This window comes from Mesorhizobium sp. B1-1-7 (assembly GCF_006442705.1).
GTDB classification, from domain to species: domain Bacteria; phylum Pseudomonadota; class Alphaproteobacteria; order Rhizobiales; family Rhizobiaceae; genus Mesorhizobium; species Mesorhizobium opportunistum.
This window is the reverse complement of the sequence record NZ_VFWQ01000001.1, coordinates 339,360-364,947: the sequence shown is the minus strand read 5'-3', so window position 1 is coordinate 364,947 and position 25,588 is coordinate 339,360. Positions and strand designations below refer to the sequence as shown.

Annotated in this window: 27 protein-coding genes and 1 pseudogene; 10 read left to right on the top strand and 18 right to left on the bottom strand. The window is 61.3% G+C overall.

Annotated features, from left to right (window positions below; genetic code table 11):
* Positions 1 to 94: 94 nt before the first annotated feature.
* From FJ978_RS01830 to FJ978_RS01810, 5 genes are all read right to left on the bottom strand, one after another.
* Positions 95 to 466, bottom strand: coding sequence for a DUF488 domain-containing protein (locus FJ978_RS01830; protein ID WP_140569664.1), 372 nt, complete (start codon positions 464 to 466; stop codon positions 95 to 97).
* Complete coding sequence (locus FJ978_RS01825; RefSeq protein WP_140569662.1) at positions 466 to 684, bottom strand: hypothetical protein; 219 nt, start codon at positions 682 to 684, stop codon at positions 466 to 468. The genes FJ978_RS01830 and FJ978_RS01825 overlap by 1 nt, the downstream gene beginning before the upstream one ends.
* 38 nt (positions 685 to 722) lie before the next feature.
* Positions 723 to 1,130, bottom strand: a complete 408-nt coding sequence (locus FJ978_RS01820) for a cytochrome c family protein (RefSeq protein WP_140569660.1) — start codon at positions 1,128 to 1,130, stop codon at positions 723 to 725.
* A 118-nt stretch (positions 1,131 to 1,248) separates the two neighbouring features.
* Entirely contained in the window at positions 1,249 to 3,018 is a 1,770-nt protein-coding gene (locus tag FJ978_RS01815; RefSeq protein WP_140569658.1) for a GMC family oxidoreductase, read from the bottom strand.
* Between the two features lie 27 nt (positions 3,019 to 3,045).
* Positions 3,046 to 3,786, bottom strand: coding sequence for a gluconate 2-dehydrogenase subunit 3 family protein (locus tag FJ978_RS01810; protein ID WP_181176672.1), 741 nt, complete (start codon positions 3,784 to 3,786; stop codon positions 3,046 to 3,048).
* A 218-nt stretch (positions 3,787 to 4,004) separates the two neighbouring features.
* Between FJ978_RS01810 and FJ978_RS01805 the strand changes: the two genes are divergently transcribed.
* On the top strand, positions 4,005 to 4,877 hold the full coding sequence (locus FJ978_RS01805; RefSeq protein ID WP_140569654.1) for a LysR family transcriptional regulator: 873 nt from the start codon (positions 4,005 to 4,007) through the stop codon (positions 4,875 to 4,877).
* Here FJ978_RS01805 and FJ978_RS01800 read toward each other — a convergent pair.
* The 3 genes from FJ978_RS01800 to FJ978_RS01790 all read right to left on the bottom strand — a co-directional run bounded on the left by FJ978_RS01800 (position 4,870) and on the right by FJ978_RS01790 (position 6,749).
* Entirely contained in the window at positions 4,870 to 5,700 is an 831-nt protein-coding gene (locus tag FJ978_RS01800) for an ATP-binding protein (RefSeq protein ID WP_140569652.1), read from the bottom strand. The two genes, FJ978_RS01805 and FJ978_RS01800, sit on opposite strands and share 8 nt — an antisense overlap.
* Positions 5,701 to 5,814: 114 nt before the next feature.
* Positions 5,815 to 6,339: a plastocyanin/azurin family copper-binding protein gene (locus FJ978_RS01795; protein ID WP_181176673.1), complete on the bottom strand. Its 525-nt coding sequence runs from the start codon at positions 6,337 to 6,339 to the stop codon at positions 5,815 to 5,817.
* Positions 6,336 to 6,749, bottom strand: a complete 414-nt coding sequence (locus FJ978_RS01790) for a DUF5602 domain-containing protein (protein ID WP_140569650.1) — start codon at positions 6,747 to 6,749, stop codon at positions 6,336 to 6,338. The genes FJ978_RS01795 and FJ978_RS01790 overlap by 4 nt, the downstream gene beginning before the upstream one ends.
* A 433-nt stretch (positions 6,750 to 7,182) precedes the next feature.
* On the opposite strand from FJ978_RS01790, the gene FJ978_RS01785 reads away from it, so the two are divergent.
* The 4 genes from FJ978_RS01785 (at position 7,183) to FJ978_RS32670 (ending at position 8,988) form a co-directional block, all read left to right on the top strand.
* Positions 7,183 to 7,704 carry a PTS sugar transporter subunit IIA gene (locus tag FJ978_RS01785; RefSeq protein ID WP_246678027.1) on the top strand — a complete coding sequence of 174 codons (522 nt, stop codon included), beginning with the start codon at positions 7,183 to 7,185 and terminating at the stop codon, positions 7,702 to 7,704.
* A 189-nt stretch (positions 7,705 to 7,893) separates the two neighbouring features.
* On the top strand, positions 7,894 to 8,283 hold the full coding sequence (locus FJ978_RS01780) for a group III truncated hemoglobin (RefSeq protein ID WP_210241431.1): 390 nt from the start codon (positions 7,894 to 7,896) through the stop codon (positions 8,281 to 8,283).
* 61 nt (positions 8,284 to 8,344) lie between these two features.
* On the top strand, positions 8,345 to 8,806 hold the full coding sequence (locus tag FJ978_RS01775; protein ID WP_140569646.1) for an Rrf2 family transcriptional regulator: 462 nt from the start codon (positions 8,345 to 8,347) through the stop codon (positions 8,804 to 8,806).
* A gap of 38 nt (positions 8,807 to 8,844) precedes the next feature.
* Entirely contained in the window at positions 8,845 to 8,988 is a 144-nt protein-coding gene (locus tag FJ978_RS32670) for a hypothetical protein (RefSeq protein WP_181176674.1), read from the top strand.
* Positions 8,989 to 9,357: 369 nt separating this feature from the next.
* Here FJ978_RS32670 and FJ978_RS01770 read toward each other — a convergent pair whose 3' ends face one another.
* The 8 genes from FJ978_RS01770 to FJ978_RS01730 form a co-directional block, all read right to left on the bottom strand.
* The gene (locus tag FJ978_RS01770; RefSeq protein WP_246678032.1) at positions 9,358 to 10,020 is read right to left on the bottom strand and encodes an ABC transporter ATP-binding protein; all 663 of its coding nucleotides are present in this window, start codon (positions 10,018 to 10,020) and stop codon (positions 9,358 to 9,360) included.
* 110 nt (positions 10,021 to 10,130) lie between these two features.
* The gene (locus FJ978_RS01765; RefSeq protein WP_140569642.1) at positions 10,131 to 10,859 is read right to left on the bottom strand and encodes an ABC transporter ATP-binding protein; all 729 of its coding nucleotides are present in this window, start codon (positions 10,857 to 10,859) and stop codon (positions 10,131 to 10,133) included.
* Entirely contained in the window at positions 10,856 to 11,803 is a 948-nt protein-coding gene (locus tag FJ978_RS01760; RefSeq protein ID WP_140569641.1) for a branched-chain amino acid ABC transporter permease, read from the bottom strand. The genes FJ978_RS01765 and FJ978_RS01760 overlap by 4 nt, the downstream gene beginning before the upstream one ends.
* A complete protein-coding gene (locus FJ978_RS01755) occupies positions 11,800 to 12,663 on the bottom strand; it encodes a branched-chain amino acid ABC transporter permease (RefSeq protein ID WP_140569639.1) in 864 nt (287 codons plus the stop codon). Before FJ978_RS01755 ends, FJ978_RS01760 begins: the two co-directional genes overlap by 4 nt.
* A 30-nt stretch (positions 12,664 to 12,693) precedes the next feature.
* Positions 12,694 to 13,890 (bottom strand): amino acid ABC transporter substrate-binding protein, encoded by a 1,197-nt coding sequence (locus FJ978_RS01750; protein WP_246678031.1) that lies wholly within the window; start codon positions 13,888 to 13,890, stop codon positions 12,694 to 12,696.
* Positions 13,891 to 14,745: 855 nt separating this feature from the next.
* Positions 14,746 to 16,182 (bottom strand): glycosyl hydrolase, encoded by a 1,437-nt coding sequence (locus FJ978_RS01740; RefSeq protein WP_140569636.1) that lies wholly within the window; start codon positions 16,180 to 16,182, stop codon positions 14,746 to 14,748.
* Positions 16,179 to 17,741, bottom strand: a complete 1,563-nt coding sequence (locus FJ978_RS01735) for a GMC family oxidoreductase (RefSeq protein WP_140569634.1) — start codon at positions 17,739 to 17,741, stop codon at positions 16,179 to 16,181. Before FJ978_RS01735 ends, FJ978_RS01740 begins: the two co-directional genes overlap by 4 nt.
* 4 nt (positions 17,742 to 17,745) lie before the next feature.
* On the bottom strand, positions 17,746 to 18,555 hold the full coding sequence (locus FJ978_RS01730; RefSeq protein ID WP_140569632.1) for an SDR family oxidoreductase: 810 nt from the start codon (positions 18,553 to 18,555) through the stop codon (positions 17,746 to 17,748).
* A gap of 247 nt (positions 18,556 to 18,802) precedes the next feature.
* Between FJ978_RS01730 and FJ978_RS01725 the strand changes: the two genes are divergently transcribed.
* The 5 genes and pseudogenes from FJ978_RS01725 (at position 18,803) to FJ978_RS33060 (ending at position 22,980) form a co-directional block, all read left to right on the top strand.
* On the top strand, positions 18,803 to 19,276 hold the full coding sequence (locus FJ978_RS01725; protein WP_140569631.1) for a DoxX family membrane protein: 474 nt from the start codon (positions 18,803 to 18,805) through the stop codon (positions 19,274 to 19,276).
* A complete protein-coding gene (locus FJ978_RS01720; protein ID WP_140569629.1) occupies positions 19,273 to 19,716 on the top strand; it encodes a cupin domain-containing protein in 444 nt (147 codons plus the stop codon). The genes FJ978_RS01725 and FJ978_RS01720 overlap by 4 nt, the downstream gene beginning before the upstream one ends.
* 4 nt (positions 19,717 to 19,720) lie before the next feature.
* Positions 19,721 to 20,623 carry an SMP-30/gluconolactonase/LRE family protein gene (locus FJ978_RS01715; RefSeq protein WP_140569628.1) on the top strand — a complete coding sequence of 301 codons (903 nt, stop codon included), beginning with the start codon at positions 19,721 to 19,723 and terminating at the stop codon, positions 20,621 to 20,623.
* Positions 20,620 to 21,345 (top strand): annotated as a pseudogene (locus tag FJ978_RS33480) (VOC family protein); the annotation flags it as partial. The gene FJ978_RS01715 and the pseudogene FJ978_RS33480, both read left to right, overlap by 4 nt.
* Positions 21,346 to 21,669: 324 nt before the next feature.
* A complete protein-coding gene (locus FJ978_RS33060) occupies positions 21,670 to 22,980 on the top strand; it encodes a glucoamylase family protein (protein WP_246678030.1) in 1,311 nt (436 codons plus the stop codon).
* Between the two features lie 64 nt (positions 22,981 to 23,044).
* On the opposite strand, the gene FJ978_RS01705 is transcribed toward FJ978_RS33060, so the two are convergent.
* Both FJ978_RS01705 and FJ978_RS01700 read right to left on the bottom strand, forming a co-directional pair.
* Positions 23,045 to 23,743, bottom strand: a complete 699-nt coding sequence (locus tag FJ978_RS01705; protein WP_140569625.1) for an ABC transporter ATP-binding protein — start codon at positions 23,741 to 23,743, stop codon at positions 23,045 to 23,047.
* Positions 23,740 to 25,575: a branched-chain amino acid ABC transporter ATP-binding protein/permease gene (locus FJ978_RS01700; protein ID WP_140569623.1), complete on the bottom strand. Its 1,836-nt coding sequence runs from the start codon at positions 25,573 to 25,575 to the stop codon at positions 23,740 to 23,742. Before FJ978_RS01700 ends, FJ978_RS01705 begins: the two co-directional genes overlap by 4 nt.
* Positions 25,576 to 25,588: the final 13 nt, after the last annotated feature.

Genomic DNA, 25,588 nt, shown 5'->3' with positions numbered 1-25,588 from the left:
ATCATTGGATGGGTGTTTTCTGCTTTGGTTCCCGGAGAGTTTGTTGTCGTGGCGCGGATCGCACGCCCAATGGCAGTGGAGGAGCGCCCCGTCTCTATCGGTGTCTCAGCAAAATCTCTCTAAGGACGACGGCATCGTTGTGGGCCTCGTCATGAGCCGAGTAGACGAGTGTGATGGCCCCCTCGCGCGTCATGTCGCGCAGTTGCTCGAGTTCACCGCGATGCTCACGGATTTCCGCCGCATATCGCCGGCGGAATTCCGCCCAACGGGCTGGATCGTGTCCGAACCATTGCCGAAGCTCGGTGCTTGGCGCGAGTTCCTTCATCCAACAGTCGATGGCGGCTTCGGCCTTCTTGACCCCTCGCGGCCAAAGCCGGTCGACCAACACTCGCTTGCCATCGTCGGTAGCGGGACTCTCATATGCCCGTTTCAATTTCACGCTCTCGCCGACGATGTTTTCGTTCATTAGCGTCGTGTCCCGTCTGTCTCCGTCTCGTTGACAGCATCAAGAAGGTCGGAGAATTCATTTCTAAGGATCGCCTCGTCGGCTTCGTCCGATACGATCAGAAAGACGTCGCCACGATACCGCTCGATCCAGTGACGACCCGCACCATGGCTGCGCAGGTAGTCACCGATCCGGTGGATCGAGGAATATCCCAGGCCCTGGTGTAGCAGGAACTTCATAAAGGTCGTGCTTTGCGATCCGGAAGATTGCCCCTAACTCAAGGACCGACCTTCTGTCCTTGGGCGTTGAACTGTTTCAGGTAGGCGATCACGTCGGCGATGTCCTGGTCCTTGCTGAGACCGGCAAACGTCATCTTTGTGCCGGGGACCAGTTTGCGCGGTGCGTGCAGATAAGTCGTCAGCGTCGGTTCATCCCAGGTCAAACCGGAATTCTTGTTCGCCGCTGAATAGTCGTAGCCCGGATACACGCCGGCCGCTCGGCCGACGACGCCGTTCAAGGCCGGACCTACTCCGTTCTTGGCGTCTGGGCCGACCGAGTGGCAGGCCATGCACCTCTTGAAGACGGTTGCGCCGGCTTCGGCGTTGCCGGGGGATGCCTCCAGCGCATGGGCCGACCCGACTGTAGTGAGAATTGCGGTTGTCAATCCAAGCAAAGTCGATTTCATGTTTGCTTCTTTCAACGAGTTAAGGGTTGGTTTCGGTCGACTGGCCCTGGCAATCTGGGGATCGAACGCACCCAGTCTGCCGGACCCGAACCGCGGATCCGGATCCGGCAGCGTTGCCTCAGGAGGGAACCAGTGGGCCGGGGTTCTTCAGATACGTGTTCTTGATCGCGTCCACCGCCCAGTAAGCAAGAGCGCCTACGGGTCCGGTCGGGTTCTTCCCGGCGTTCTGGGGAAACACGCAAGCGCCGGTCACGAACACGTTCGGGACATCCCAGACCTGAAGGTATTTGTTCAGGACACTGGTGTTCGGATCGGTTCCAAACACTGCCCCGCCCGTGTTGTGCGTGCTTTGATAAGGCACGATCGAATAGGGCACTGGGGGAATGCTCCGATCGACCTTGGTCGCACCCATCTCCTTGGCGATCTTCACGCAGATGTCGGCCTGACCGTTCATTTGCTTGACCTCGTTGTCCTGGAAGTCGAACGTCATCCTCATCAATGGACGCCCGAAGACGTCGGTGTAGGTCGGGTCGAGGCTGAGATAGTTCTGTCGGTAAGCCATCACCGCGCCCTGGTTGCCGACGCTGGCCGCGTGGTCGTAATTGTCGACCACTGCCTTCTTCCAGGCGGAGCCCCAGCGCGGCGTGCCGTGCGGAGTTGGATGCGACTGGATGGGCCGGGCGCCCGAGTTGCTGCAGCTGATGCCGCCGCCGCCGATGTAGCCGGCCTTCACGAAATCGTAGTTGTCGCCGTTGAAATCGTCCATGGTCGTGCCGAGCGCACCGGCGCCCATGAAGCGATTGAGGATGGTTTCCTTGTCGAAGAAGGCCGTAGCCCCGCCGCCGCACTGATACGCGTAATTGCGACCGACTACGCCCTTGCCCGTGGCCGGGTCATAAGGCACGCCGATGCCCGATTGCAGCAGCAGGTTGACGTTGCCGAGCGCGTAGGCTGACAGGATGATGAGGTCGGCAGGCTGTTCGAATTCGCGCCCGCGTGCGTCGAGATAGGTGACGCTGACCGCTTTCTTGCGGGTCGAGTCGAGATTGACCTTCAGCACGATCGAGTTGGTGCGCACTTCGAAGTTCGGGTTCTTCATCGCCAGCGGAATGACGGTGAAATGCGGGCTGGCCTTGGCATTGGCCTCGCAGCCGAAACGCTCGCAGAAGCCACAATAGTGACATTGGCCGAAGGCCACGCCATCGGGATTGACGTAGTCCCGCGACGCGTTTGACGACGGATTGGGGAAAGGGTGGTAGCCAAGATTGCGAGCCGCCTTCTCGAACATCACCATGCTCTGCGCGGCGATCATCGGCGGGTTGGGGTATTCCTCCTTTCGCGATCCTTCGAAGATGTTGCCACCATCGATCTTACGGCCGTTGATGTTGCCGGCCTTGCCCGAGGTGCCGCAGGTCTTTTCGAACTTGTCGTAGTAGGGTTCGAGATCGTCATAGGTGATCGGCCAGTCCTGCAGGTGCATGTCCGATGGAATGATCTTTTCGCCGTATTTGTCGACCGTCCTGGTGCGCGCCTGGTGGTCCCATTCGAGCCAGCGCCAGGTGACGCCGTTCCAGTGAACACCGGCGCCGCCCATGCCCTGGCCAGGCAGGAACGAGCCCAGTTGGCGCATCGGCAGCGCCGTTTGCGATTCACTATTGCGGAAGGTGATGGTTTCGCGCCGGACGTTTTGCATGAGATCGTAGCGGGCGGCGTAGCGCAGTTCGTCATGGATCTGCGGGTCGATGAAATCCGGATTGGTGTCGCGCGGGCCTCCCCGCTCAAGGGCGACGATTTTCAGCTTGGTCGAAGCAAGTTCCTTGGCGATGATGCCGCCCGTCCAGCCCAGGCCGACAATCAGGACATCGACAGCGTTGAGTTTGGTGGCCATGTTATCGTCTCCTTTTTCTTTCGGCGATTAAACGAGATCCTGGATGCCCTTCGGTTCAGCCGTGTAGGGCTTGTTCCGAAACGGTTCGATCTTGTCCATGTACATGGCGTCGGCACCTGGAAACCCGATCATCTTCCAGGCCGCCCTGCCCTTGTTCCCGCCATACATCGGGTCGGCGAAATAGCCCTCGATCGTCAGCTGAAGCAGCAGTCCGAAGAAGGTCGCTGTGGGCACGGTTGGGAGCTCGACCTTCTCGCTCTCGAGATCGTTCATCACCGCGGCCCGATCCTTTGCAGAAAGGCCGTCGAAGGTACTCTTGTGGTTTTTCTGTACGTAAGCGCCGACGTCGGCGATGCCGGCACGGATCAGTTCCGATGGCGTCATCGGCAATTGATAGCCCTGCTCGGGCGTACCCTCGCCAAACGGTCCTTCCAGATACAGGCGGTCGCCCTTGCCGTACCCGCCTGCCATCTGCCGGTCGATGTAGGTCGCAACGCCGAGTTCCTTGGCGCCAGGGCCTGTTGAATCGCTCGGTATAAGCATATCGACCGCCGCCTCGATGAAAGCGGACTCATCGACGTTGAAGAATTCGTAGCCAATGCCTCCAGTCTGAGGTTCGGTGGCGGCGGTCACGTGATGATGTTTTGTATCGGCCGTCGCAGCCACGATTTCGTCCGCCGACGCGGATCCCCCTAGCGGCAGAGTACTCGCCGCCGCTCCGGCAGCTCCGGCCGCGCCGAACAGCTTCAGAAAGTCGCGCCGCCCCACATCGCCTTGGCTCTTTTCTCTCCTCGACATGATTACTCCTATGACGCTGCAGGCAAAACGATGGGGACGGTGGAGAGAGCTTGCGCTCGCTCCAACCGGCGCTGCGCAGCATCCAGCGCTAAGCTTGGTGGATTTTTAAGGAAGCCTATTAGCAGTGCGATCTATTTGACAAACGAATTTGATTGACATTTGAGGGCAATTTTTATGCTATGTCCCTCGTGGACATCGAACTCGCCCGCACCTTCATTGAGATCGTTTCGACCGGAAGTTTCATTCGGGCTTCGGAGCGGCTCAACGTCGCGCAGACGACGGTTAGCGCGCGTATCCGCAGTCTTGAGCAGCAGCTGGGCCGGCCGCTTTTTGTCCGGCATAAAGGCGGGGCTTCGCTCACTCCGGCCGGTGAGCAGTTCCTGCGCCACGCGCCGATGTTCGTCCAGCTATGGCAACGCACTCTTCATCAGGTCGCCGTGCCCCCGGGGCGCCGAGCGGTCCTAACCGTCGGCAGCGAAGTCAGCCTTGCGCAACCCCTTCTGCTCGATTGGGTCCGATGGATGCGCGGATCGCTCCAGGACATTGCACTTCGAGTACACGTCGACGTGCCACAGGATTTGATCAACCAGGTCGCGTCGGGAATGGTCGATCTAGCGATCATGTACGCACCGCCACACAGACCAGGTTTGAAGATCGATCTGCTTCTGGAGGAAAAACTCGTCCTCGTGACTACCGATTCCGAAGCGCGCCTCCTGGACGAATCCGATTATGTTTATATGGATTGGGGGCCGGATTTTGGCCTTCACCACGGAATGAATTTCCCGAGTGCTGCGCCCGATCTTTCTTTCGATCTCGGTCCGCTCGCACTGAGCTATGTTCTTGCGACTGGCGGATCCGGATATTTCAGGATGAGTTCTGTGCAGCCTCACATAACAGCCGGCCGGCTGCATCTTGTGCCTGAGATGCCGCAATTCTCCTATCCGGTGTACGCGGTGCAATCCGCAAGCGCGGACGAGAGCGTCGTTGGTCCCGCTCTTGCAGGACTGCATTCCGTCGCACGCGACATCAAATCGCAGGATTCCTTTTCGACGCTTAAGTAGCCTGTTCGATTGATGGGAATAGGAGGTCGACTGTCGTTCCGACGCCTTGCTCGCTCGCAACCCGGATCTGGCCACCAACCATCTTCGCCAATGCCTGAACGTGCGACAGTCCTATCCCTGTGCCCTTCTCGCCCTTCGTCGTGAAGAAGGGTTCGAATGCCTTTTGCAAGACCTCCGGAGGCATGCCGCAACCGTGATCTTTCACGCGAACGCACGCGTAGGTTCCCGGCCCGGGCGGGTCTGGTGACGCGGCCGTCTGCACCAATCGCCCGGTGATGACCTGGATCTCGCCGCCGTTCGGCATGGCATCCCGCGCATTGATGACGAGATTAAGCACTGCTGCGTCGAAAAATGCGGGATCGATCAGGCAGTGCGGGATACCAGAACCAAGTTCGAGCTTCACTCTGATGTCCGGTCCCGCGCCATACCTGAGGAAAGGCTCGAAAGAGCTGAGGAACTCATTCAAGTCACCAGCGTGGGCATCGAGTTCCTGATGCTTTGCGAAAGCGAGCAGCTGCGACGTCAATTCGATCCCTCGGTCGATTCCGTCCCGTGCGGCGGCAATGTAGGCCCGCACACTTTCGGGCTCGTCGGCTCGTCTCTCCGCAAGCCTCAGGCCGGATTCGATTACTGCCAGGAGATTCCTGAAATCATGGGCAATTCCGCCAGTCATCTCGCCCACGGCGGCAAGCCGATGTGTCGCACGCTCACGTTGTTGGACAGCGGTTAGGACGTTGATGGGCATGTCCGATACATGAGCGCTCTCGCCGTGCTCCATTTGGGAGCGTGATTGAATATCGCGCGGAGAAATATTGCCTGTCATGAAGGTCGCCCCCAATCGATCGATAACTAGCGACGGTCGGGAAACTCGCGCTTCCACTCGCACCGTTGCATTCAGTCCTCCCTGTTGCCGATAGTCGTATGCCTCATGGATGGCCTAGGCGCGCCGGACGATCCCTTTCGCCATGATGTCTTCGACCCTCGGAAACGCGTTGAGGGCCTCCTCTGGGAGGCCGTCATTGGCCCCGGCAAGTTCAGTCCAGCCGTTCGTCTCGGGTTCGCCGACAATGATGCGGCCGACCATTCCGGCGTGCTCATGCGGGATACAATAATAGTCGTAGACCCCCTGTTCAGTGAAGGTGACCGAAAAGCTTTCGCTCGGCAGGAGGTAGTCGGAATCCCACGATTTTGCCGCCCCGGGCATGCGAAGCGATCGCCCGAAGTTTGTCGGATTGTACGCCGTCGTCGTGTGCGAATTGCCAGGATTGAGATTGGTCCAGCGGACCGTCTGACCTGGTTTGATCAGAATGCCGATCGGATCGAACCACACGTGCGAGCCCTCGTCGCGCCCTTGCATCCCGATGTCCACCGCCCTGCTGGCCCATGCGGTCGACGGGAATAGGGAAAGGGAGGCGGCAAGCCCGCCGCCCTTTGCCAGCATCTCACGACGCGTGAGCGTCATTTGGCAATCCGCGCTTCGTCAGCAACCGAGACATGCCATAGCACGACGTGGGCATGCGGGACTTCGACGCCTGGATGGCCGGCATTGTAGTAGACATCGACGTGGTCGACATTTCCGCCCGGGGCCGCGAGGTCGTCAAAACGCTTGTCCGGATTGAGATCCTTGATCGGCAGCATGTAGATGGTGCTGACAAGCTTGCCGTCGTGGTCATAGGCAAGGAACGGCCCCGCCGGCAATGTAGCCGGATCAACGAAGAGTTGGCCCATGCCTGGTAGGAAGTCGGGCAATTTCACTAGCTTGCTGACCTGTTGGTAAGGAGCAGCTGGCGGGGATTTGGTTACCTCGTTCGCCGCAAAGGCGCAACACGAGCTACCCGTTGTGAGGACGACTGCGAGGGCGAGATGTTTCATCACGCTATCTTCCTTCTTTAACTAAAAAAGCGACGACAAAAATCTGGACAAGTTTGGCAATGCGCTTTTCATTTGCTGGCGCGGTGTGTTCGCGCCCGCCCAGCAAGCAGGAGACCATTCTGTTCGTCAAACGAAATTAATTGCCGTTTCAGTGCATTATTTCTGTTCGTAAAGCGCACACCGTTTTGCTTGATTTCGAAAGAATTTTTACTATTTTCGGATTGCTATGAATATGTTTCAGACTCGATTTCGACAAAGTCGAAACGCCTCAAAACAGGCTCGTAGCCCGGACGCGAGAGGGCGCTGGCGTCGCGTCCGGGACAGCCAGGACCTCCATTTCGTTCCTTGTGAACTCTGCCCTGCTTAAGCAACGCGGCTGGACGCCATTTAAAGATGCGTGTCGCACGAGGTTGGCTCTGATGACATCCCCACCTTGTCAGATGACGACATTTTGCTCGGCCTTGTGACCAAGGGAAAGCAATCGGCCCTGTCAAAAATTGCCGTCAGGATTGCTCGGAGAACTGGGCTTGACGAGCAGGTAATTCTGCGTGGTCTTTTCGACCGGGAGCGCCTCGGCTCAATGGGCATCGGTCGTGGCGTCGCGATCCCCCACGCTCTGCTCAGTACAATCTATTCGCCGGTCGCATCTTTGACACGCTTGGCTCAACCCATTCATTTTGATGGTCCGGACGACGATCCCGTGGATCTCATTTACACTGTGCTCTGGCCGAGCTCTGCCACTCCCACCTTTCTTCCTGCCCTTTCGCGAATATGTCGCCTGCTTCGGGCACCTCATTTTCGGGAGCAACTGCGGCTGGCACGGTCATCTGATGAGGCGTTGGCGACTCTCGAAACTGAGCCGAATCAGGAATTCCCCGCCAATTTAGGTACTTCCCGCCTCAGGCCTGGCATTGTTTCAGGGCTCGTCATTCGCGGCTTGGTCGAACAGACCTAATTCTGGTGAATGTCGCGCAATAAGATAGATTGACAATCTATCTTTTATGGAGGATTCATCGAAGAGCGACCAAGGCCGCAGGCAGCTTGCGTCGGAGAAAACAGGAGCTACGGAATGACCGGAAACGGTCGAAGCAAGAGAACAATCGTGGTCGACGGTTTGCCATTGCCCGACATACTCGACGAGGCAATGATCCGCCGTGTAGTCCACGGTTTTTATGACGAAATTCGTCGTGATGATCTTCTCGGTCCCATCTTCCGCGATCGGATCGAGCCAGATAAATGGCCGCAGCATCTGGCGAAGATGTGTGACTTCTGGTCTGCAACTCTTCTTCGGACATCCCGTTACGACGGCAGGCCCCTGCCGCCACACCTGGCCATATCCGGTCTCGACGCTCCGCATTTCCGTCGCTGGCTAACGTTGTTTCGGACGACGGTGCGTCGCACTTGTCCGGCCGAAGTGGCGACGCTTTTTATGGATCGCGCGCTGCGCATCGCCCACAGTTTCCGTCTCGCGATAACCTTCAACCGCGGCGAGCCCACGATTGGGATCGAACCCATCGTCGAGAAGGACCTGTGATGCAGCATCGGTTTGTGAGTGGCTTCCGCCAATGCGCACCAATCGGCGACAGGAGACATCCATGCGGCTGACTGCCTTCTCGGACTATGCCTTGCGGATGCTGATGTACGCCGCCTCAGCTGCCGATCGCCTGATTACGATTGAGGAAACCGCCCGCACCTTTAAAGTGTCGAAGACGCATCTGAACAAAGTCGCCAATACCCTGACCCGCAGCGGCTATTTGAAGGCAATCCGCGGCCGTTCCGGGGGCCTTGTTCTGGGTTGTCGGCCCGAGATGATCCGGATTGGCGACGTAATACGACTGACCGAGCCGGATTTCGCCCTTGTGGAGTGCTTTGCCTCCGGAAACCAGTGCGTGCTGACTGCCTCCTGCAAGCTTTCAGGCATGTTTGGCGAAGCGATAGCCTCCTTCCAGAACACTCTTGACCGCTACACGTTAGCCGACATCGTGCTGATGCCCGGGGACTTCCTCGGCGCACCGACATCACCGGCTCGTGCCGGGTCGGCACGCGGCGGCGGATAATGTAGCGCCAGCAGCTTTCCCTCGAACGGAGACGAGCCATGGCTGAACCAAAGAAGAACGATCAACAGGTAACAAAGACGATTGATTCTGGCATCGACCCGGACAACAATCTGCTGCCGATGCTCATTGGCGGACTTGTCCTCATAGTGATCGGCGCGGTCATCGTGATGATGTTTGTCTAGTTGCGGAACGGGGAGCGTGACGCTATTAACCCACGCTGGTCCGAGTGCCTGGACGAACCGAGCTCCGATTTGGTGGGCGCCGGTGTCGAACGGCATCGACGGAGATGGCACAGACCGGTTAGAAAATGGTGGTGGGGATGTCATAAGACGCGCTGCTGACGTTTCGAGCTCTCGCGGCACAAGCTTTCGAAGGCGCATGCCGTACTTCGTGCCTGCTGCGAGATAGATGAGTCCATGGAAAGAAATTCAACCGCAGCCTGGCGCCGCTGTCCGAATGGACGCCTGACGCCCAGTGGCTTGCACAGGTCTGCATCAAGCATTGCCCGGCACTGCGGCTCGCTCATGGCCATCGAGCTCGAGTCGCACCACCTACAGCCCGAGATATGCCTTGCGCACTTCCGGGTCGTCGATCAGCGCCTTTGCCGCGCCATGGTGGACGATGCGGCCGGTCTCCATGACATAGCCGCGATCGGCGCCCGAAAGCGCCAGGTGCACGTCCTGTTCGACCAGCAGGATCGTGACGCCTTCCTTGCGGACCGCCGCCAAAACCTCCAGCAACTGCTCGACAATCACCGGCGCCAGGCCAAGGCTCATTTCGTCGATCATCAACAGCACCGGCGCCGCCATAAGACCGCGCGCCATGGCACACATCTGCTGCTCGCCGCCTGACAGCGAGCCGGCAAGCTGGAGACGGCGCTCGCCAAGACGCGGGAACAGGCCGTAGATACGTTCGAGGTCCCGACCGATCGCCTGGCCGTCGCCGCGCCTGTAGGCGCCCATCAGCAGGTTGTCCTCGATGCTCATCCGGTCGAAAAGCTGGCGGCCCTCCGGCACCTGAACCAGCCCTGTGCCAAACGCCTCGTCGGGCGTCATCGGCGAAAGGTCGCGGCCGGCGAACTCAATCGTGCCGGTCGAGCCGATCACCCGCGACAGCGCTCTCAGCAGCGTCGTCTTGCCGGCGCCGTTGCTGCCCACCAGTGCGACGATCTCGGCTTTATTGACCTCCAGCGAGACCTCGCGCAGCACCGGCATGCCGCCATAGCCGGCCCCGAGGCTGGACACCTTCAGCAGGGGTGCCGCATTGCTCGGCGTGCCTGCGGCCGCACTGCTTGCGTCGCGGCCGCCATTCGGTTTCCTGCCGATCATTCCCGCCTCCTGCCGAGATAGGCTTCGACCACCGTGCGCTCGGCGAGCACCGCATCGGGCGCACCGTCGGCGATCTTCACGCCGTGGTGCAACACCAGCAGGCGGTCGGACAGGCTCTTGATCGCCTTGATGACATGCTCGATTACCAGGATCGAAATGCCGCTATCGCGAAGTTTTCGGATCACGCCGATCACCTCGTCGATCTCGACATGGTTCAGGCCCGCCATCACCTCGTCGCACAAAAGCAGCTTTGGCTGCATGGCCAGCGCCTTGGCGAGTTCCAACCGCTTTCGGCCTGGCCCGCCGAGCTCGTCGGCGCGCTGGTCGCCGAATCTGCCGAGCCCGACGAATTCGAGATGGCCTTGCGCCCGCTCGCGCGCCTCCGCAAGGCCGCCATTGTTGCGGCCGAACAGGGCGCCGACGGCGACATTGTCAAGCACCGAAAGGCCCGGAAACGGCCGCATGATCTGAAAGGTACGTCCGATGCCTAGCCGGGCACGGCGATAGGCCGCCAGCTTGGTGATCGACCGCCCCTCGAAGACGATGTCGCCCGAGCTCGGCGCGAGCGTCCCGCTGATAAGGCTGACCAGGGTCGTCTTGCCCGCGCCGTTGGGACCGATGATGCCGAGGATCTCGCCTTCCTCCAGCGCGAAGGAGACGTCGTTGACGGCGACCAGCCCGGCGAAGCGACGCGTTGCGTGCCTGATTTCCAGAATCGCGCTCATATGCGGTGCGCCCGGATGTTCTCGGCGAAATAGCGCCAGCCAGATTTGCGGAACCGCCGCGCCACGTCGGCCAGCCCACGCGGCATCAGCACCACGGCAGCGACCACTACCAGGCCAAAGAACAGGCTGGCGAGGCTGGTCACTTCGCTCGACAGAACCTCCGACACAACCGATAGGCCGAGCGCGCCGACGACGGGGCCGAGCACCGTGCCCGGGCCGCCGAACACGGCCATGATGATCATCTTGACGTTGAGGCTGATATCGAATGCGCTTTCAGGGTCGAGGAATGTGATCCAGTATGCGTGGATGCCACCGGCCACCGCGCAGAACACGCCCGAAAGCGCGAACGCCAGCACCTTGTAGAGCGTCGTGTTGACGCCCATTGCCGCCGCCGCTTCCTCATTCTCGCGAATGGCGAGCAGCCCGAAGCCGAAGCGGCTTATCGTCAGCCAGTAGACGGTGAGCGTCGCCAGCACCAGCAGTCCGAGCGCCAACTCGTAGAACAGCGGATCGTTGTTGAGCGGCGGCAGCACCAGACCGATGTTCTGGCCGGCGAGATCTACATTGGAGACGATGGCGATCATCACCTGCGCCAGCGCCAGCGTGGCGATGGCAAAATAATGGCCTTTGAGCCTCAGCACCGGTAGGCCAAGCAGGAAGGCGAAGACGATCGCCATCGCCACGCCGAAAACCAGCCCGGCGCCGAAGGGCAGTTCCCACTGCACCATGGCGATCGCCACGCCGTAGCTGCCGAGGCCGTAGAACACGGAATTGCCAAAGGAGGCGTAACCGGCATAGCCGCCGATGATGTTCCAGCCTTGCGCCAGAACGGCAAGCAGCAGCGCGTTGATGCCGAACTGGACCAGCACGTCCGAGCCGAACCAGGGCACGGCCGCCAGCACTGCCACCGTCAGCGCGCAAAGCACGATGCGCGCCGCGCTCATGCTGTCTTCCCAAGCAGACCGCTCGGCCGCGCAATCAGCACCGCGATCAGCAAGCCGAAGCTCGCCACATCGCCGAAGGTGGCGCCAATATAGAGCATGGCGAGCGACTCGATGACGCCGAGCACCAAGCCGCCGACCAGCACGCCGAAGGGATTATCCAGCCCGCCGACGATGGCGATGGCGAAGCACTTGGCCGTCAGTGTCGCGCCGATGTAGGGATTGATCTGCGAGACCGTGCCATAGAGCCCGCCGGCAGCGCCCGCAAGGCCGATGCCGACGCCGAAGGTGACGGCATAGAGATGGCGCGGCTCTACGCCGTAGAGCCGCGCCGCCGTCAGGTTCTGCGCAGTCGCCCTAATGGCGCGCCCAAGCCTGGTGTGCAGCAGCAACGCCCACATCGCCGCCGTCAGCGCCAGAGCTACGCCAAAGGCCATCAGCCGAGCCTGCGGCAGCGCCAGAGGCCCGACCGCGATGCTGTTGCCGGCATAGGGCGGGTTGATGGTGCGGAAGTCGGCGGAAAAGGCAAGCTGCGCCAGATAGGTCAGCACTACCTCCAACCCGAAGGTGATCAAAAGCGTGTTGAACATCGGCGCCTGCACCACGAGATTGAGCAGGCCGCGCTGCACGCCATAGCCCAGCGCGAACATGAGAACCGCGGTGAGCGGCAGGCCGAGAAACGGGTCGACGCCGAGATAGTTGTAAAGGTGCCAGGAGAGATAGGCGCCCAGCATGATGAAGGCGCCATGGGCCAGGTTGACGATGTTGAGCACGCCCCAGACTAGCGTCAGCCCGAGCGCCATTACGGCATAGAGGCCGCCCAGCAGCACGCCGTTGATCAGGATTTGCGCGAACAGGTTCAAGGTCGCCCTCCGCCGACTGCTCACCCTGGTCTAGCGCGCGTTCCAGGCGGGCATTGGATATTTCGGCTTCTCGATCAGTCCATCCGGGCCATAGATCGCCTTGAGTTCTTTTCCCTGCACCTGGATCACCGTCTGCGGCAGATCGATCTGCCCGTTCTCGCCGAAGGCGATCTTGCCGTAGAGGCTGTCGAGGTTGAGCTTGGTCAATGCATCGCGCACCTTGGCCGGATCGGTGCTGCCGGCGTTCTCGATCGCCTGCGCCAGCGCCTCTACATCGGCCGCGCCGGAGGCGGCGTGGTAGTCCGGATCGTAATTGAACTTGGCCTTGTAGTCCTTGGCGAAGGCCGCGGCATCGCCGAACCATCTGTCCTTGAGCTTGGCTGACGGCAGCCAGGCTGCCATGCCGAAGGCGTAGTCGGCGTCCGCGCCGAGCGCCTTGCGGAAATCCTCGCTCGGCACGCCGACAGTGAATGAATACATTTTCGGCGCCACCGCCAGGCTCTTGGCCTGACGCACGAAGTTGAGGATCTCAGTCTCGTGGCCGGAGACCAGCACGACCTCGGCTCCGTTGCTCTTGATCTGCGACAAGAGCGAATTGAAGTCGCTGGCATTGGAGCTGTATTTCTCGTCCATGACGACGTCGAAGCCGGCCTCCTTGAGCAACGGCCGCGTGCCCTCGGCGACCGAGACGTCAAACGCATCGTCTGCATAGAGCAGTGCGACAGTCTTGGGTGCCGGCTGAAGCTCCCTAAGCATCTTGACGGTCGAGCCGAAATAATTACTGGCCGGCGCAAGTGTTCCGAATATATATTTGAATTTTCGCGAGAAAATCTGGTCGGAGGCGCCGCCGCCTTGGACCATCGGGACCTGGTATTTCTCCGACACGGCCGAATCCGCGAGCGCGAAGTTCGACGCGAACGGCCCGAGCAGCAGAGCAATCTTGTCCTTCGCGACGAGCTGCGTGTATTGCCTGACGCTCAGATTCACGTCCGACTGGTTGTCGTAGATCTTCAGCGCCAGCTTGCGTTTTTCGCCGCCGACGCTGACCCCGCCCGCTGCGTTGATCTTCTCGATGGCGAATGCGTAAGCGTCCTTGTAATAGCGTCCAGTATTTGCTGAGGATCCGGTCATCTGCACCGACGCGCCGAGCACGATGTCGTCCGAGGCTGCCAGCGACGTTGCAGTTGCGGCACAGACCAATGATGCGGCGCCGAGCAAGAAAATCATTCTATTCGACATGATGATTCCTCCCTACGAATCCTTTTCCCCGGAGCTGACCCCGCCGCAGCTGAAAATTGTCAAAATGCTCTGACCTCGAATGCCTGTGCTAACAGGGCTGTTCCTGAAAATCCCTGTTGAGATTGAAATCTGGAGCTTGGAAGCTGCAAGGCAATAGAGACGGTGCGAGACTGGTTTTAGGCGGGGCGCGAAAATGTTTGGAAGCTGATCCGCGATCCTTCGACGCCAAAAGCACCGGTGTCGGCCGAAACAATGTGACCTGGCTTTTTGCCGCGCCGTAAGGCGTAAGCGGTGTCGCTTGCCGCCCAAACCGATGCCGGAGGCGCGAGCATCGCGCAAGAGAATTCCGCCCCCAGTGCGGTGCAGTTGGATATCCCGCGACTGGGGGTTCAATCTGGTGCCAAGGCACGCCGCCTCGCGCTTTCCGCAACCATTTTTACAGCGTTGACCCTTCTTGTTCTGGCATTCGGCAGCACGATCCAGGGCATCGATTATCATGCCCTCGTGCACTCGCTCAGTCATTTCCCGGCAGCTGCGATTGGCTGGTCGATCCTTGCAACCGTGGTAAGTTTCGCGGCCGTCATCGGGCGCGACATCTGTGCGGTGTATTACGTCGACGCTCGCACGCCCCGCCTAGCGCCCGTGGTGGCCGGTTTTTGCGGTACCCCTCTCGGCAACAGGTCGCCGCGGTGGCGACCTACATCCGAAATGCCTGGGGAAACCAGGCCAGTCCGGTTTCGGCAGGCGACGTCAAGGCGCTGCGCGATTCAGTGCGGGCCGTGAACAGCGCTTACTAAATTGGCAGGGCCGAGGAGGGTGCAGCGTGCGTCTCCATAAGGCGGGTCACGTGTTCGCCAGACGTATGGCGGCGACCGATAGCGGTGGCAGTGCGATTAAGAGGCTCAAGGTACCGGTTTCGCTCTCCGTCGCGACCGGCTCACTGCGAAGTTCCGACACATCTTTGAGCTCATCGACCGTCGCCGGGTCGAGATATTTGGGCTTGCCCATTTCCTCCCAGCGGCGTTTTGCGTTGGCGTGATCGGCGTCGATTCGTTGGACGGAAGCCATCGTGGCTGTCGGCGCGGCTTTCAGCGTGAACAACACCTGCTCGGTCTCGATCGGATGACGCGGCAGGGCGAAATTCGTCAGCATTAGCGTGCATCCACCGTCACCCCGGACGACCCACGCGTCCACCGTCTGGTGAGCGCCCTCGACAGGCAGCATCTCGGTGCCAACGCCATGCAGCAATTGAAAGGCACGATAGGCCGGCTTGGCAATGCCGTGAATGTTCAACAATCCAAACCCGCCCTGAAAGGGTATTGAGGGAAAATAGTTCTCCTCGAAAATATCGGAGAACGTCCAGTAACTGTATCCCTGGACCAGCCCGTTTGCTTCCAGCACGGTCTTGACGATGAACGCAGCGGCATAGGGGTCGTCGTGCAAGGGGTCGCGCGGATTCGACGAGGTGCACCATTCGGTATAATAGAGCGGCACATCGCCCGCCTGTTTGCGCGTGCCGCGTGCTTCCTCGCACAAGGCGCTGCGCTTGCTCGCCGCGAGCTGCGCTTCGGTGTCGTCGCCTGGTTCGCCGAAATCATCAGTCGGATAGTGATGCGTGCTGACGAAATCGGCGGGCAGTCCGCTGGTCCGGCAGAAATCCAGGAAATCCCCGATCCAGGCATTGTCGGCGGTTGCCGGGCCGCCGACCCGCAACAGCTTGTCGACGCCCTTGATTGCTTCGACGGTGTAGCGGTAGAGCTCGAAATAGTCGCTTTGCTTGCCAGTGCCGAAGGCCGTCAGGTTCGGCTCGTTCCAGACTTCGAAGAACCATTGGCGCACCTCGTCCAGCCCAAATCGGTCAATCCAGTGACTCACCAGCTTGCGGATCAGCACCGCCCATTGCGCGTAGTCCTTCGGTGGCGTGACGTTGGCGCGATAGTGGAAGACAGTCTTATCACCGGACGCCAGGACGCCGGGCATGAAGCTCAGTTCCACGAACGGCTTCATGCCGATCGAGAGCAGGAAGTCGAAAATCTGATCGGCGTTGAAGAACGAATAGAACAAGGTGTCGCCCTCCCCGATCAGCGTACCCATTTCGTCGCTTAAAATACTGTGGAAGCGGACATGGCGCATCCCGAGCTCGTCATGCGTGCGCTTCAGTTGCGCCTGCCAGTCGGCGCGCAAGCCGAGCGTCGCGTGGCCGCTCCCGACCGTGTGTTCCCAGAAATGCGGCAGTTGCGTCGCCGGTCCGTTCAGGTCGCATGAAAATGTCGCCGTCATCCAAGCCGCTCCTTGATCCTGTCCGCCACGCGCAGCGCGTTGGCGATGATCGTCAGTGTGGGATTGACCGCGGCGATCGAGGGAAAGAAGCTCGCATCCACGACATAGAGATTGTCGACTTCGTGGGCTCGGCAATCGAGGTCGAGCACTGAGGCCGCGGGATCGGTCCCAAAGCGCGCGGTGCCCGCCTGATGCGCGGTGCCGCCGATCGGAATGTCGAGGCCGAAGTAGAGACTACGCTCCAGCAGAACAGGGCGGGCATCGGCCCTGCTCAATATCTGCTTGAGCTTTTTCCTCAGCCGGCGATGGGCTTCCAGGTCGCTCACGGCAATCTCAAGGACGACGCGGCGGCCATCGTAGCGGATGCGGTTTTCCGAGCGAGGGAGGTCCTCGGTCGAAAGCCAGAAATCCATCGAATGGCGCGCCATCTCCCGGAAGGGAAGCTTCGGCAGCCATTCCAGCCAGCGGGGCAACGCCTCGCCCCTGATCTGTGCTCCGTGTGAGGTGGCGCACATCTGGATCAGCCCGAGCGGGTAATCCCAATCGTCCGACCCGAAGTAGAAATCGGAAAGCGCGAGCGTCTTCTGGAAAATCGTGTCGTTCGGCTTGCGCGTCAAAGCCATCAGCACGGACTGATCGTGGCGCATGTAGTTGCGCCCGACCTGCCCGGAACCGTTGGCGAGGCCATTCGGATGCCGGTCGCTGGCCGAGCGCAGCAGAAGCAGCGCCGTGGACAGCGCGCCGCAGGCCACCACCACAATGGTACCGCCATAGTGTTCTTCCTCGCCGTCGCGCTTCACAACCACGTCTGTCACTCTCCTGCCCGTGCCGTCCGTCTCGAGCCTGGCCACATAGGCGTTGGTCAGCAGCGACAGGTTGGGATGCGATCTAAGCGCTGGGTCGACGCATATCACCTGAGCGTCGGCCTTGCCGTTCAACAGGCAGGGAAACCCGTCAAAGGCATCGCAGCGGATGCAGGTGCTGGTCGGCGTGGCCCTGCCGTTCTTCTCCTGCAGAAGGACGCCGAGCGGCAGATGGAACGGGTGCAGCCCGTCATTGGCGAGGCTGTCGTGGAGTTCCTGGATGCGCGGCTCATGCGACACCGCCGGATAGGGAAAGGGACCGCTGGCGGGCGGTTCGGTCGGGTCTTCGCCGCGCTGCCCGTGTACATGGAACAGCCGCTCGGCCTCCGCATAGTAAGGTTCGAAGACCTCGTATCCGAGCGGCCATGCGAGAGAGACGCCGGCCTTATGGCGGACTTCGCCGAAATCGCGCTCGCGCATGCGAAAGAGCGCCCCGCCATAGACCTTGGAGTTGCCGCCGACATAATAGTGCAGGCCGGGATGGAAACTCTCGCCGTCCCTGCCGTACCAGGTCTCCTTCGCCTGATAGGTGCCGTCCACGAACACCGTCCGTGCGTCCCAGTTGGCGCGCGAACGCGGCAGGTAGTCGCCGCGCTCGATGAGCAGGATGCGCTTTCCGGTCGGCGCCAGACGTTGCGCGAGCGAAGCGCCGCCCGGACCGCTGCCGATGACGATGACGTCGTACTGCGCGCCCATGCCGTCAGCCGTTTGTCGAAAAGCCGGGGAAGAGCGTCATGCCGCCATCGACGAAAAGCGTAGTGCCGACAACGTAATCGGACTCGTCCGACGCCAGCCAGACGGCCGCCCGCGCGACGTCTTCCGGCAGACCGATCCGCCCATACGGGATCAACGTCAGTAAGCTCTTGAGCGCTTCGGGCGTGTCCCACGCGGAGGTGTTGATGGGCGTGCGTATCGCGCCCGGCGCGATGGCGTTGACGCGAATGCCCTTGGGCGCAAGCTCCTGCGCCATGCTTTCCATGAGCAGCTTGATGCCGCCTTTCGAAGTGGCATAATTCGCGTGGCCTGCCCACGGGATTTGCTGGTGCACAGAACTCATGCAGATGATCTTGCCGGCCGCACGGGAGACGGACGGCACCACGCCGCGCCGTAGGAACTCGCGTGTGGCGGCCCGGGCGCATAGGAATTGGCCGGTCAGATTGACGTCGAGAACCTTGGTCCACTTCGCCAGCGGCATGTCAGCGAACGCCGAGTCCCATTGCAGGCCGGCATTGGCGACAAGAATGTCGACGGTGCCGAACTCTTGCACGGTGCGCGCGAACATGTCGCCAACCGCGTCTTCCATGGAGACGTCGGCCTTGTAGGCGATCGCCTTGCTGCCGGTCCGACGGATCTGGTCTACGACAGCGTTGGCAGCGTCCTCGTTCTCGACATAGTTCACCACCACATCGGCGCCTGCCCGACCGAGAGCGATTGCGACCCCCTCGCCGATGCCTGAGTTGGCTCCGGTTACGATGGCTTTCTGCCGCACCAAAGGCTTGTAATCGGGCATGAAGAACTCACCAGGAAAGGACGGGATCTGAAAATCGCAATTGTCGCCACCGCTCAGGCCCAAGCAAAACGCGTGCGAAGGGCAAAAGGTCCGGCTGGCGCGATTACAATGCGGTAATGCGCAGGAACATCATTGTGATCGCGGCTTGCGAACCAATTTGACGCTCCAACGTATGAGAGTGGTCGGGAACGGCGATCGCGCAACCGGATGAACGGTGGCGCGTCCAGCCATTTCGAAGAAAGCTCCGATGCCGGCTACCCTCGTCACGTTCACGGTGCGCTGTCTGCTAGTCGCGCTGTTCCTGCCGTTCAGCGCGCTGGACAAGGTGTTGAATTTCGAGCAGGCGATTGACCAGGCGTCGCAGGCGATCCCTGGTCGCGCATTCGCGACGGTGATGATCGCGGGTGGATTCTGTATCGAAGTCTCCATGTCGCTGGCCATCCTGGGTGGCGTTGCTGACCGTCTCGCGGCCCTGATCCTGGCCGGCTATTGCCTCGTGACGGCGCTGCTTTGGAAACAGTTCTGGCGCCGGCCGGATTTCCGCTTGAAGGGCAGGAGCGAGGCCCGGGACGTGTTCTGGGATTTCCTCAAGAACACCGCTCTTGCCGGGGGCTTTCTTCTGCTCGCCTTCGGCTCCAACGCTGCCGACGCCGATCGCTTCATTCGCCATCCGCTGGCATCGTCACACCCCTATCGGACAGTTCAGGAGGATCTGCGATGAGCGCAGCGCCGACAGTCCCCTATTGGCATCTGTGGACAGATGCAGACGGGATCAGCCGCCAAACCCGTTGCGCGCTGACTGAATTCGAACTGCAATCGATCAAGCCGCCTGCCGATCCGCAATGGCAGGGGCGGCACTCGAGGGGGCGCATGACAACGCTTTTTACGGTCCTGCCTGTGGGCTGGGCCGGCACATGGCATGAGAACCCCAAGCCGCAATGGATCGTGCCACTCTCGGGACGCTGGTTCGTGCAATCGATGGATGGCGTGCGGGTCGAAATGGGGCCGGGCGAGTTGTCCTTCGGCGGCGACCAGAATTGCCGGGAGGTCGACGGCAGGCGAGGTCATCGCTCCGGGACAGTCGGAGATGAGCCCGCCGCCCTGATTGTTGTTCAGTTGCATGACGCGCCGGCGCCGTCCCTGCCTTGTGAGTTCAGATAATGAGATGAAGGGTTTCGACGTCATCGATCCGCGATTTGCGCACTATGTGCTTGAGAATGCGCTGCTCGAAGAACTGGCCGGCGACTTTCGCTGGATCGAAGGGCTGGTGTGGATGGGCGACGCACACTGCCTGTTGTTCCAGGATCTGCCCCGCGACCGGACTATGCGCTGGATCGAGGACGCCGGCATATCGGTTTATCGTTCGCCGTCGGAATATGCCAACGGGCAGGCGCGCGACAGGCAGGGACGGTTGATTTCCTGCTCGCATCGTGGGCGCTGCCTATATCGGACCGAACTGGACGGATCGCTGACGCGGCTGGTCGACCGCCACGGCGGAAGGCGCCTCAACGCCCCGAACGACGTCGTCGTGAAGTCCGATGGCTCGATCTGGTTCACCGACCCGCTTTATGGGATTCAGAACGATTATGAAGGCGGCCGCCAGGTTTCCGAGCAACCGCCCGCGCTATACCGCTTCGACCCGCAGAGCGGACAGATCACGATCGTAGCTGACGATTTCGACGGTCCGAATGGCCTGGCGTTTTCACCCGATGAAGCGCGCCTCTATGTCGCCGAAACCGGCGACCAGACCACCGAAGACCCGAAGCAGTATATCCGGGCCTTCGACGTGGCAGACGAATGCCGGCTGCGTGGTGGCGAAATCTTCCACAAGGTCGAGCCCGGCTATGCCGACGGGCTGTGCGTGGACGAGAACGGCAACCTTTGGTCGAGCGCCGCCGACGGCGTTCACTGCATTACGCCCAATGGCGAATTGCTGGGCAAGATCCTCGTTCCCTATCGCGTCTCCAATCTGACGTTCGGCGGCTTGGCCCGAAACAGGCTGTTCATCGGTGGCTCCCACACGCTTTATGCGATTTTCCTCAATTGCAGGGGCGCGGCGTGGCCATGATCGCCAGATCTCAGCGCATCGACAGGCTCCTCCGCTTCAGCCTCACCACAGCCGACGCTGCAAGCGCCGCGCGTTTCTACGAAGCCGCTTTCGGTTGCCGCAGAATCGCGGCGGACCGCCTCGCCGGCCCAGAGTTCGAATGGCTGATGGATGTTCACGGCGGCGCCGATCGCATCACGCTAGGGCTCGGCCGGGAAACCATCGAACTCCTGCAGTTCGACGTGCCGGGCGGCCCCTACCTGCAAGACATCCCATCATCCGATCTCCTCTTCCAGCACTTCGCGATCGTGGTCGCCGATATGGGGCAAGCCTTTGAGCGGCTTTCGCGCGTACCGGGCTGGAGACCCATCTCGATTGGCGGGCCGCAGCGCCTGCCGCAGTCCTCTGGGGGCGTCACCGCGTTCAAGTTCCGCGATCCGGAGGGCCATCCCCTCGAATTGCTGGCTTTCCCGAAAGGCAGCGGTCGCCACTGGACGAAGACGCCGGCCGACGAAATCTGTCTTGGCATCGACCATTCGGCAATCAGCGTTTCTGACTCGGCCCGAAGCGTCACGTTTTACCAAAAGCTCGGCCTTGTTGTGTCAGCCCGCTCCTTCAATTTCGGCGCCGCCCAGGAACGGCTGGACAATGTCGCGGGCGCCCAGGTTGATGTCACTGCCCTGGCGCTGTCCTGCGATACCCCGCATCTGGAACTACTATGTTATCGCAACGTGCGCGATCGACGAATGCCAGTCCAACCTGCGGCACGCAGCAACGACATCGCCTGCACGCGTCTTGTGTACGAGGTTCCCGCGACCCAGGACGCCGCCGACAGCCACCGCTTGATCCGAGACCCCGACGATCATGCCTTGCTGCTCGTGTCGCGGGCCTCAACGGTTTGGGGGTCGGCTTCGGGGGACGGCGACCAGAATTCTCGTCCCAAAACACATCAATATCCTATGAAAAATCCCCGACATCGGACGTCTGATCGTCCTGGTATGTTCCCTGTCAAGTCTTGGATACCACCAGCGGACTGGCGACGCCAGAATATGCATACAGGTGCTCGCATGCAGAATGAGCCCAAGCAGGAAGCGCTCGACGATGACCTCCTGGCGACCCTTCAGAGCAGAACGTTCGACTACTTCCTTTACGAAGCCAATGAGGCAAACGGTCTCGTCGCCGACAGGACCAGAAAAGGTTCACCCGCCAGCATAGCGGCTGTCGGGCTGGCGCTCACCTCGTATCCGGTTGGCGTGGTGCGAGGCTTCATGACGCGCAAACAGGCTTGCGCGAGGACTCTCACCACATTGCGTTTCTTCCACAACAGCACACAAAGCACCGAACCGGACGCCACCGGCTACAAAGGGTTCTATTACCATTTCCTCGACATGCAGACAGGTCGGCGCGCATGGCAATGCGAACTGTCCACGATAGACACAGCGCTTCTCATTGCCGGCATTCTGACCGCAGGCGCCTATTTCCGTGAGGACAGCGAGGAGGAGAAGGAACTCCGCACCCTGTCTGAGGCACTCTATGAACGGGTCGACTGGGATTGGGCGCGCAATGGCGGTCCCACCATTACCCATGGCTGGACACCGGAGCGCGGCTTCATCGGCTACCGTTGGGAAGGCTACGATGAGGCGCTGATCCTTTATGTGCTCGGGCTCGGTTCCCCGACGCATGCCCTGCCTCCCGAAAGCTACGCGGCATGGCTCGCCTCCTATCGCTGGAAGAAGATCTACGGTCAGGAATTCGCGTATGCGGGCCCGCTGTTCATCCATCAGCTTTCCCATATCTGGCTCGATTTCCGCGGGATCCGGGACACCTTCATGCGCGAACATGACAGCGACTATTTCGAGAACAGCAGCCGGGCCACCCATGTTCAACGCCAATACGCGATTCGCAACCCGCTCGAATTCGACGGGTACCATGGGACGAGCTGGGGCGTGACGGCCAGCGACGGGCCGGGTTGGCAAACAAGGCGGATCGGCGGCATCGAGCGGCGCTTCTACGGCTACCGGGCCCGTGGCGCACCGTTCGGCCCCGACGACGGCACTCTGTCGCCCTGGGCGACGGCTGCGTCGTTGCCGTTCGCCCCGGAGATCGTCCTTCCGGCGCTGCGCCATTTCCAGGATATCGCGCTCAATCTCGACAATTCCTACGGCTTCAAGGCAAGTTTCAATCCGACGCTCAAAGCGGGCAGCGATGATCCCACCGGTTGGGTTGCGCCGGATCACCTGGGGCTGAATCAAGGACCGATTGTGCTGATGATCGAGAACCAGCGATCCGAATTCGCATGGAGGTTGATGCGCACCTGCCCGCATGTGATCCGCGGCCTGCGCCGCGCCGGTTTCAGCAAGGGCTGGCTTGACGGTTGAACCAGGTAAAGCGGCCGGGCCAGACCGTTATGCTGGGTATGAGGCCGATTGATCGCGATACGCTTTAAACGCCGAGATAGTGCTGTAGCAGGCTGGGCTGTGATTTGATCTGGGCCGCCAGCCCCTCATGGACGATATGGCCGTTGTTGATGATGTAGACCCGGCTCGCCAGCGCCAGCGTCGCGGCGAGGTTCTGCTCGACGAGCACGATCGTCTGGCCGGCCTGCGCCAGTTCGCGGCAGGCGCGCACCAGATCGTGCACGATGACGGGGGCAAGCCCCTCGAAGGGCTCGTCGAGCAGGATGATCTTGGGATCGCGCACCAGGGCGCGGGCAATGGCCAGCATCTGCTGCTCGCCGCCCGACAGATCGGTGCCGCGGCTGGTGCGCCGTTCCTTCAGGCGCGGGAACATCGCGTAGATACGCTCCAGCGGCCACCGGTTGGGAGCGGTCAATCCAGCGAGGATGATGTTTTCCTCGACGTTCAGGCTGCCGAAGATGCGCCGGTTCTCGTGCACGAGTTGCATGCCTTGTCGTGCGATGCTGTGCGCCTTCCTGCCGACCAGCTCGACCCCGTCGAGCTTGGCCGAGCCGGTGCGCGGTGTCACCACGCCCATCAGGCTCTTCAGCGTCGTCGACTTGCCCGCGCCGTTGCGGCCGAGCAGCGCCACGACCTCGTTCTTCTCGACCTTCAACCCGACGTCGAACAGGATGTGGCTGTCACCGTAATAGCTGTTCAGTCCGCTGACCTCGAGCAGGCTCATGCCATCTCTCCATGGACGCCGCCCAGATAGGCTTCCTGCACCTTGGCATTGGTCTTGATCTCGCTGGGCGTGCCTTCGACCAGCACCCTGCCCTCCTGCAGGACGGTCACCTTGCCGACCAGTTCGAACAACGAATCCATATCGTGGTCGATGATGATCATCGTGCGGCCTCGCGCGATCGACTTCAGCAGCGCCACCGTCTCGACGCGCTCGCGCGGGCTCATGCCGGCAAGCGGCTCGTCGAGCAGCAACAGGCTCGGCGACGTCGCCAGCGCCAGGCCGATCTCCAGCCGCCGCTTCTCGCCATAGGCGAGTTCCGAAACCGGCCGATCGAGCCGCGCCGTCAGGTTCACCAGCGCCGCCGTGCGCTCGACCTGCTCGCCGAGGCCGGGAACGCCGTGTAGGCTCCTGAACAGGTCGAGCCTGAACTTGCCACGCGCCTCGCCAAGGGCCGCGATCGTCAGGTTGCGCCTCACCGTCAGGCGGTCGAAGAGCTGGTTGATCTGGTAGCTCTTGGTCAGCCCGAGCTGGCACACATCGGACACGCCCATGCCCGTGATGTCGCGGCCCTCGAACATGATCTGGCCGGAGGTCGGCGCGACCTCGCAGGTGAGCATCTTGAAGAAGGTGCTCTTGCCCGCGCCGTTCGGCCCGATGATGCCGCGGATCTCGCCATGGTCGACGGCAAAGCCGATATCGCTGTTGGCGACGAGGCCGCCATAACGCTTGGTGAGGCCCCGCGCCTGCAGGATCGGCCCGGAGGCCGGCGCGCCGCCACGCGGCCGCGGCGGCATCGGCTCGATGGCCGCCGCGTTGAAGGGCACGCGCTCTAACGAGGCCCCGGCCGGCTCGGCACCCCTGCGGCCGGTCGCCAGCCCGTAAAGGTCGACGATGGCGCCGACGATACCGCGCCGCAGGAAGCACACCAGCAGCACGAAGACGATGCCCAGCACCAGCTTCCACGTCGCGCCGAGATGCAGCGTGTTCTGGAAAAAATCACTGAGGTAGAGCCACACGGTCGCGCCCACCAGCGGTCCGAACAGCGTGCCGGCGCCGCCGATCGCGGTCTGCATGACGACCTGGCCGGAGGTTTCGAACATGAAGGCCTCGGGCGGCATGAAACCTTGCATGACGCCAAGCAGGCCGCCGGCGAAGCCGGCATAGATCGCCGCCACGACGAAGGCCGTGAGCTTGTAGCCGTGGATGCTGTGGCCGAGTGCCGCCGCCCGCAACGGATTGTCGCGGATCGCCGAAAGGATCGCGCCGACCGGCGAACGCACGATGCGCAGCGCGATCACGATGCCGACGAAATACCAGAACGCCAGGAAAATATACATCGTCCAGTCGGTGTCGAACTCGAACACCTTGACACCAAGATCGAAGACCGGCGTGGGCACGCCCGGTAAACCGTTCTCGCCGCCAGTAAATGCCGACAGCGGATTGAATTCCACGAAAAAGAAGACTTCGGCGATCGCCACTGTGATCATGGCGAAATAGATGCCGGTGCGCCTGAGCGCGATCAGGCCGATCACATAGCCGACGACGCCCGCCACCACCGCGCCGACGACGATGGCCGCCATAACGTAGGAGAAGCCGGTTTGGGTCAGGAGGTAGGCGGCGAACATCCCGCCGGTGCCGTAGAAGGCCGATTGGCCGAAGGACAAGAGCCCGGTATAGCCGAACAGGATGTCGAAGCCGATCCCGAACAGGCCCCAGATGAGGATGCGGTTGATGGTGCTTGGCGAGAAGCCGAGATGGGGCAGCACGAAGGGCGCCAGGATCAGCGCCGCCGCCGTCAGAAGCTCGACGAGGAAGGATCGTTTGATGTTCATGGCCGGCCCGCGT

What these genes read in the sequence shown, in the direction of transcription:
- FJ978_RS01830 (WP_140569664.1), bottom strand. Translation starts at nt 466, where the DNA reads ATGAACGAAAACATCGTCGGCGAGAGCGTGAAATTGAAACGGGCATAT.
- FJ978_RS01825 (WP_140569662.1), bottom strand. Translation starts at nt 684, where the DNA reads ATGAAGTTCCTGCTACACCAGGGCCTGGGATATTCCTCGATCCACCGG.
- FJ978_RS01820 (WP_140569660.1), bottom strand. Translation starts at nt 1,130, where the DNA reads ATGAAATCGACTTTGCTTGGATTGACAACCGCAATTCTCACTACAGTC.
- FJ978_RS01815 (WP_140569658.1), bottom strand. Translation starts at nt 3,018, where the DNA reads ATGGCCACCAAACTCAACGCTGTCGATGTCCTGATTGTCGGCCTGGGC.
- FJ978_RS01800 (WP_140569652.1), bottom strand. Translation starts at nt 5,700, where the DNA reads ATGACAGGCAATATTTCTCCGCGCGATATTCAATCACGCTCCCAAATG.
- FJ978_RS01795 (WP_181176673.1), bottom strand. Translation starts at nt 6,339, where the DNA reads ATGACGCTCACGCGTCGTGAGATGCTGGCAAAGGGCGGCGGGCTTGCC.
- FJ978_RS01790 (WP_140569650.1), bottom strand. Translation starts at nt 6,749, where the DNA reads ATGAAACATCTCGCCCTCGCAGTCGTCCTCACAACGGGTAGCTCGTGT.
- FJ978_RS01780 (WP_210241431.1), top strand. Translation starts at nt 7,894, where the DNA reads ATGATCCGCCGTGTAGTCCACGGTTTTTATGACGAAATTCGTCGTGAT.
- FJ978_RS01775 (WP_140569646.1), top strand. Translation starts at nt 8,345, where the DNA reads ATGCGGCTGACTGCCTTCTCGGACTATGCCTTGCGGATGCTGATGTAC.
- FJ978_RS32670 (WP_181176674.1), top strand. Translation starts at nt 8,845, where the DNA reads ATGGCTGAACCAAAGAAGAACGATCAACAGGTAACAAAGACGATTGAT.
- FJ978_RS01770 (WP_246678032.1), bottom strand. Translation starts at nt 10,020, where the DNA reads ATGCCGGTGCTGCGCGAGGTCTCGCTGGAGGTCAATAAAGCCGAGATC.
- FJ978_RS01765 (WP_140569642.1), bottom strand. Translation starts at nt 10,859, where the DNA reads ATGAGCGCGATTCTGGAAATCAGGCACGCAACGCGTCGCTTCGCCGGG.
- FJ978_RS01760 (WP_140569641.1), bottom strand. Translation starts at nt 11,803, where the DNA reads ATGAGCGCGGCGCGCATCGTGCTTTGCGCGCTGACGGTGGCAGTGCTG.
- FJ978_RS01750 (WP_246678031.1), bottom strand. Translation starts at nt 13,890, where the DNA reads ATGATTTTCTTGCTCGGCGCCGCATCATTGGTCTGTGCCGCAACTGCA.
- FJ978_RS01740 (WP_140569636.1), bottom strand. Translation starts at nt 16,182, where the DNA reads ATGACGGCGACATTTTCATGCGACCTGAACGGACCGGCGACGCAACTG.
- FJ978_RS01735 (WP_140569634.1), bottom strand. Translation starts at nt 17,741, where the DNA reads ATGGGCGCGCAGTACGACGTCATCGTCATCGGCAGCGGTCCGGGCGGC.
- FJ978_RS01730 (WP_140569632.1), bottom strand. Translation starts at nt 18,555, where the DNA reads ATGCCCGATTACAAGCCTTTGGTGCGGCAGAAAGCCATCGTAACCGGA.
- FJ978_RS01725 (WP_140569631.1), top strand. Translation starts at nt 18,803, where the DNA reads ATGCCGGCTACCCTCGTCACGTTCACGGTGCGCTGTCTGCTAGTCGCG.
- FJ978_RS01720 (WP_140569629.1), top strand. Translation starts at nt 19,273, where the DNA reads ATGAGCGCAGCGCCGACAGTCCCCTATTGGCATCTGTGGACAGATGCA.
- FJ978_RS01715 (WP_140569628.1), top strand. Translation starts at nt 19,721, where the DNA reads ATGAAGGGTTTCGACGTCATCGATCCGCGATTTGCGCACTATGTGCTT.
- FJ978_RS33060 (WP_246678030.1), top strand. Translation starts at nt 21,670, where the DNA reads ATGCAGAATGAGCCCAAGCAGGAAGCGCTCGACGATGACCTCCTGGCG.
- FJ978_RS01705 (WP_140569625.1), bottom strand. Translation starts at nt 23,743, where the DNA reads ATGAGCCTGCTCGAGGTCAGCGGACTGAACAGCTATTACGGTGACAGC.
- FJ978_RS01700 (WP_140569623.1), bottom strand. Translation starts at nt 25,575, where the DNA reads ATGAACATCAAACGATCCTTCCTCGTCGAGCTTCTGACGGCGGCGGCG.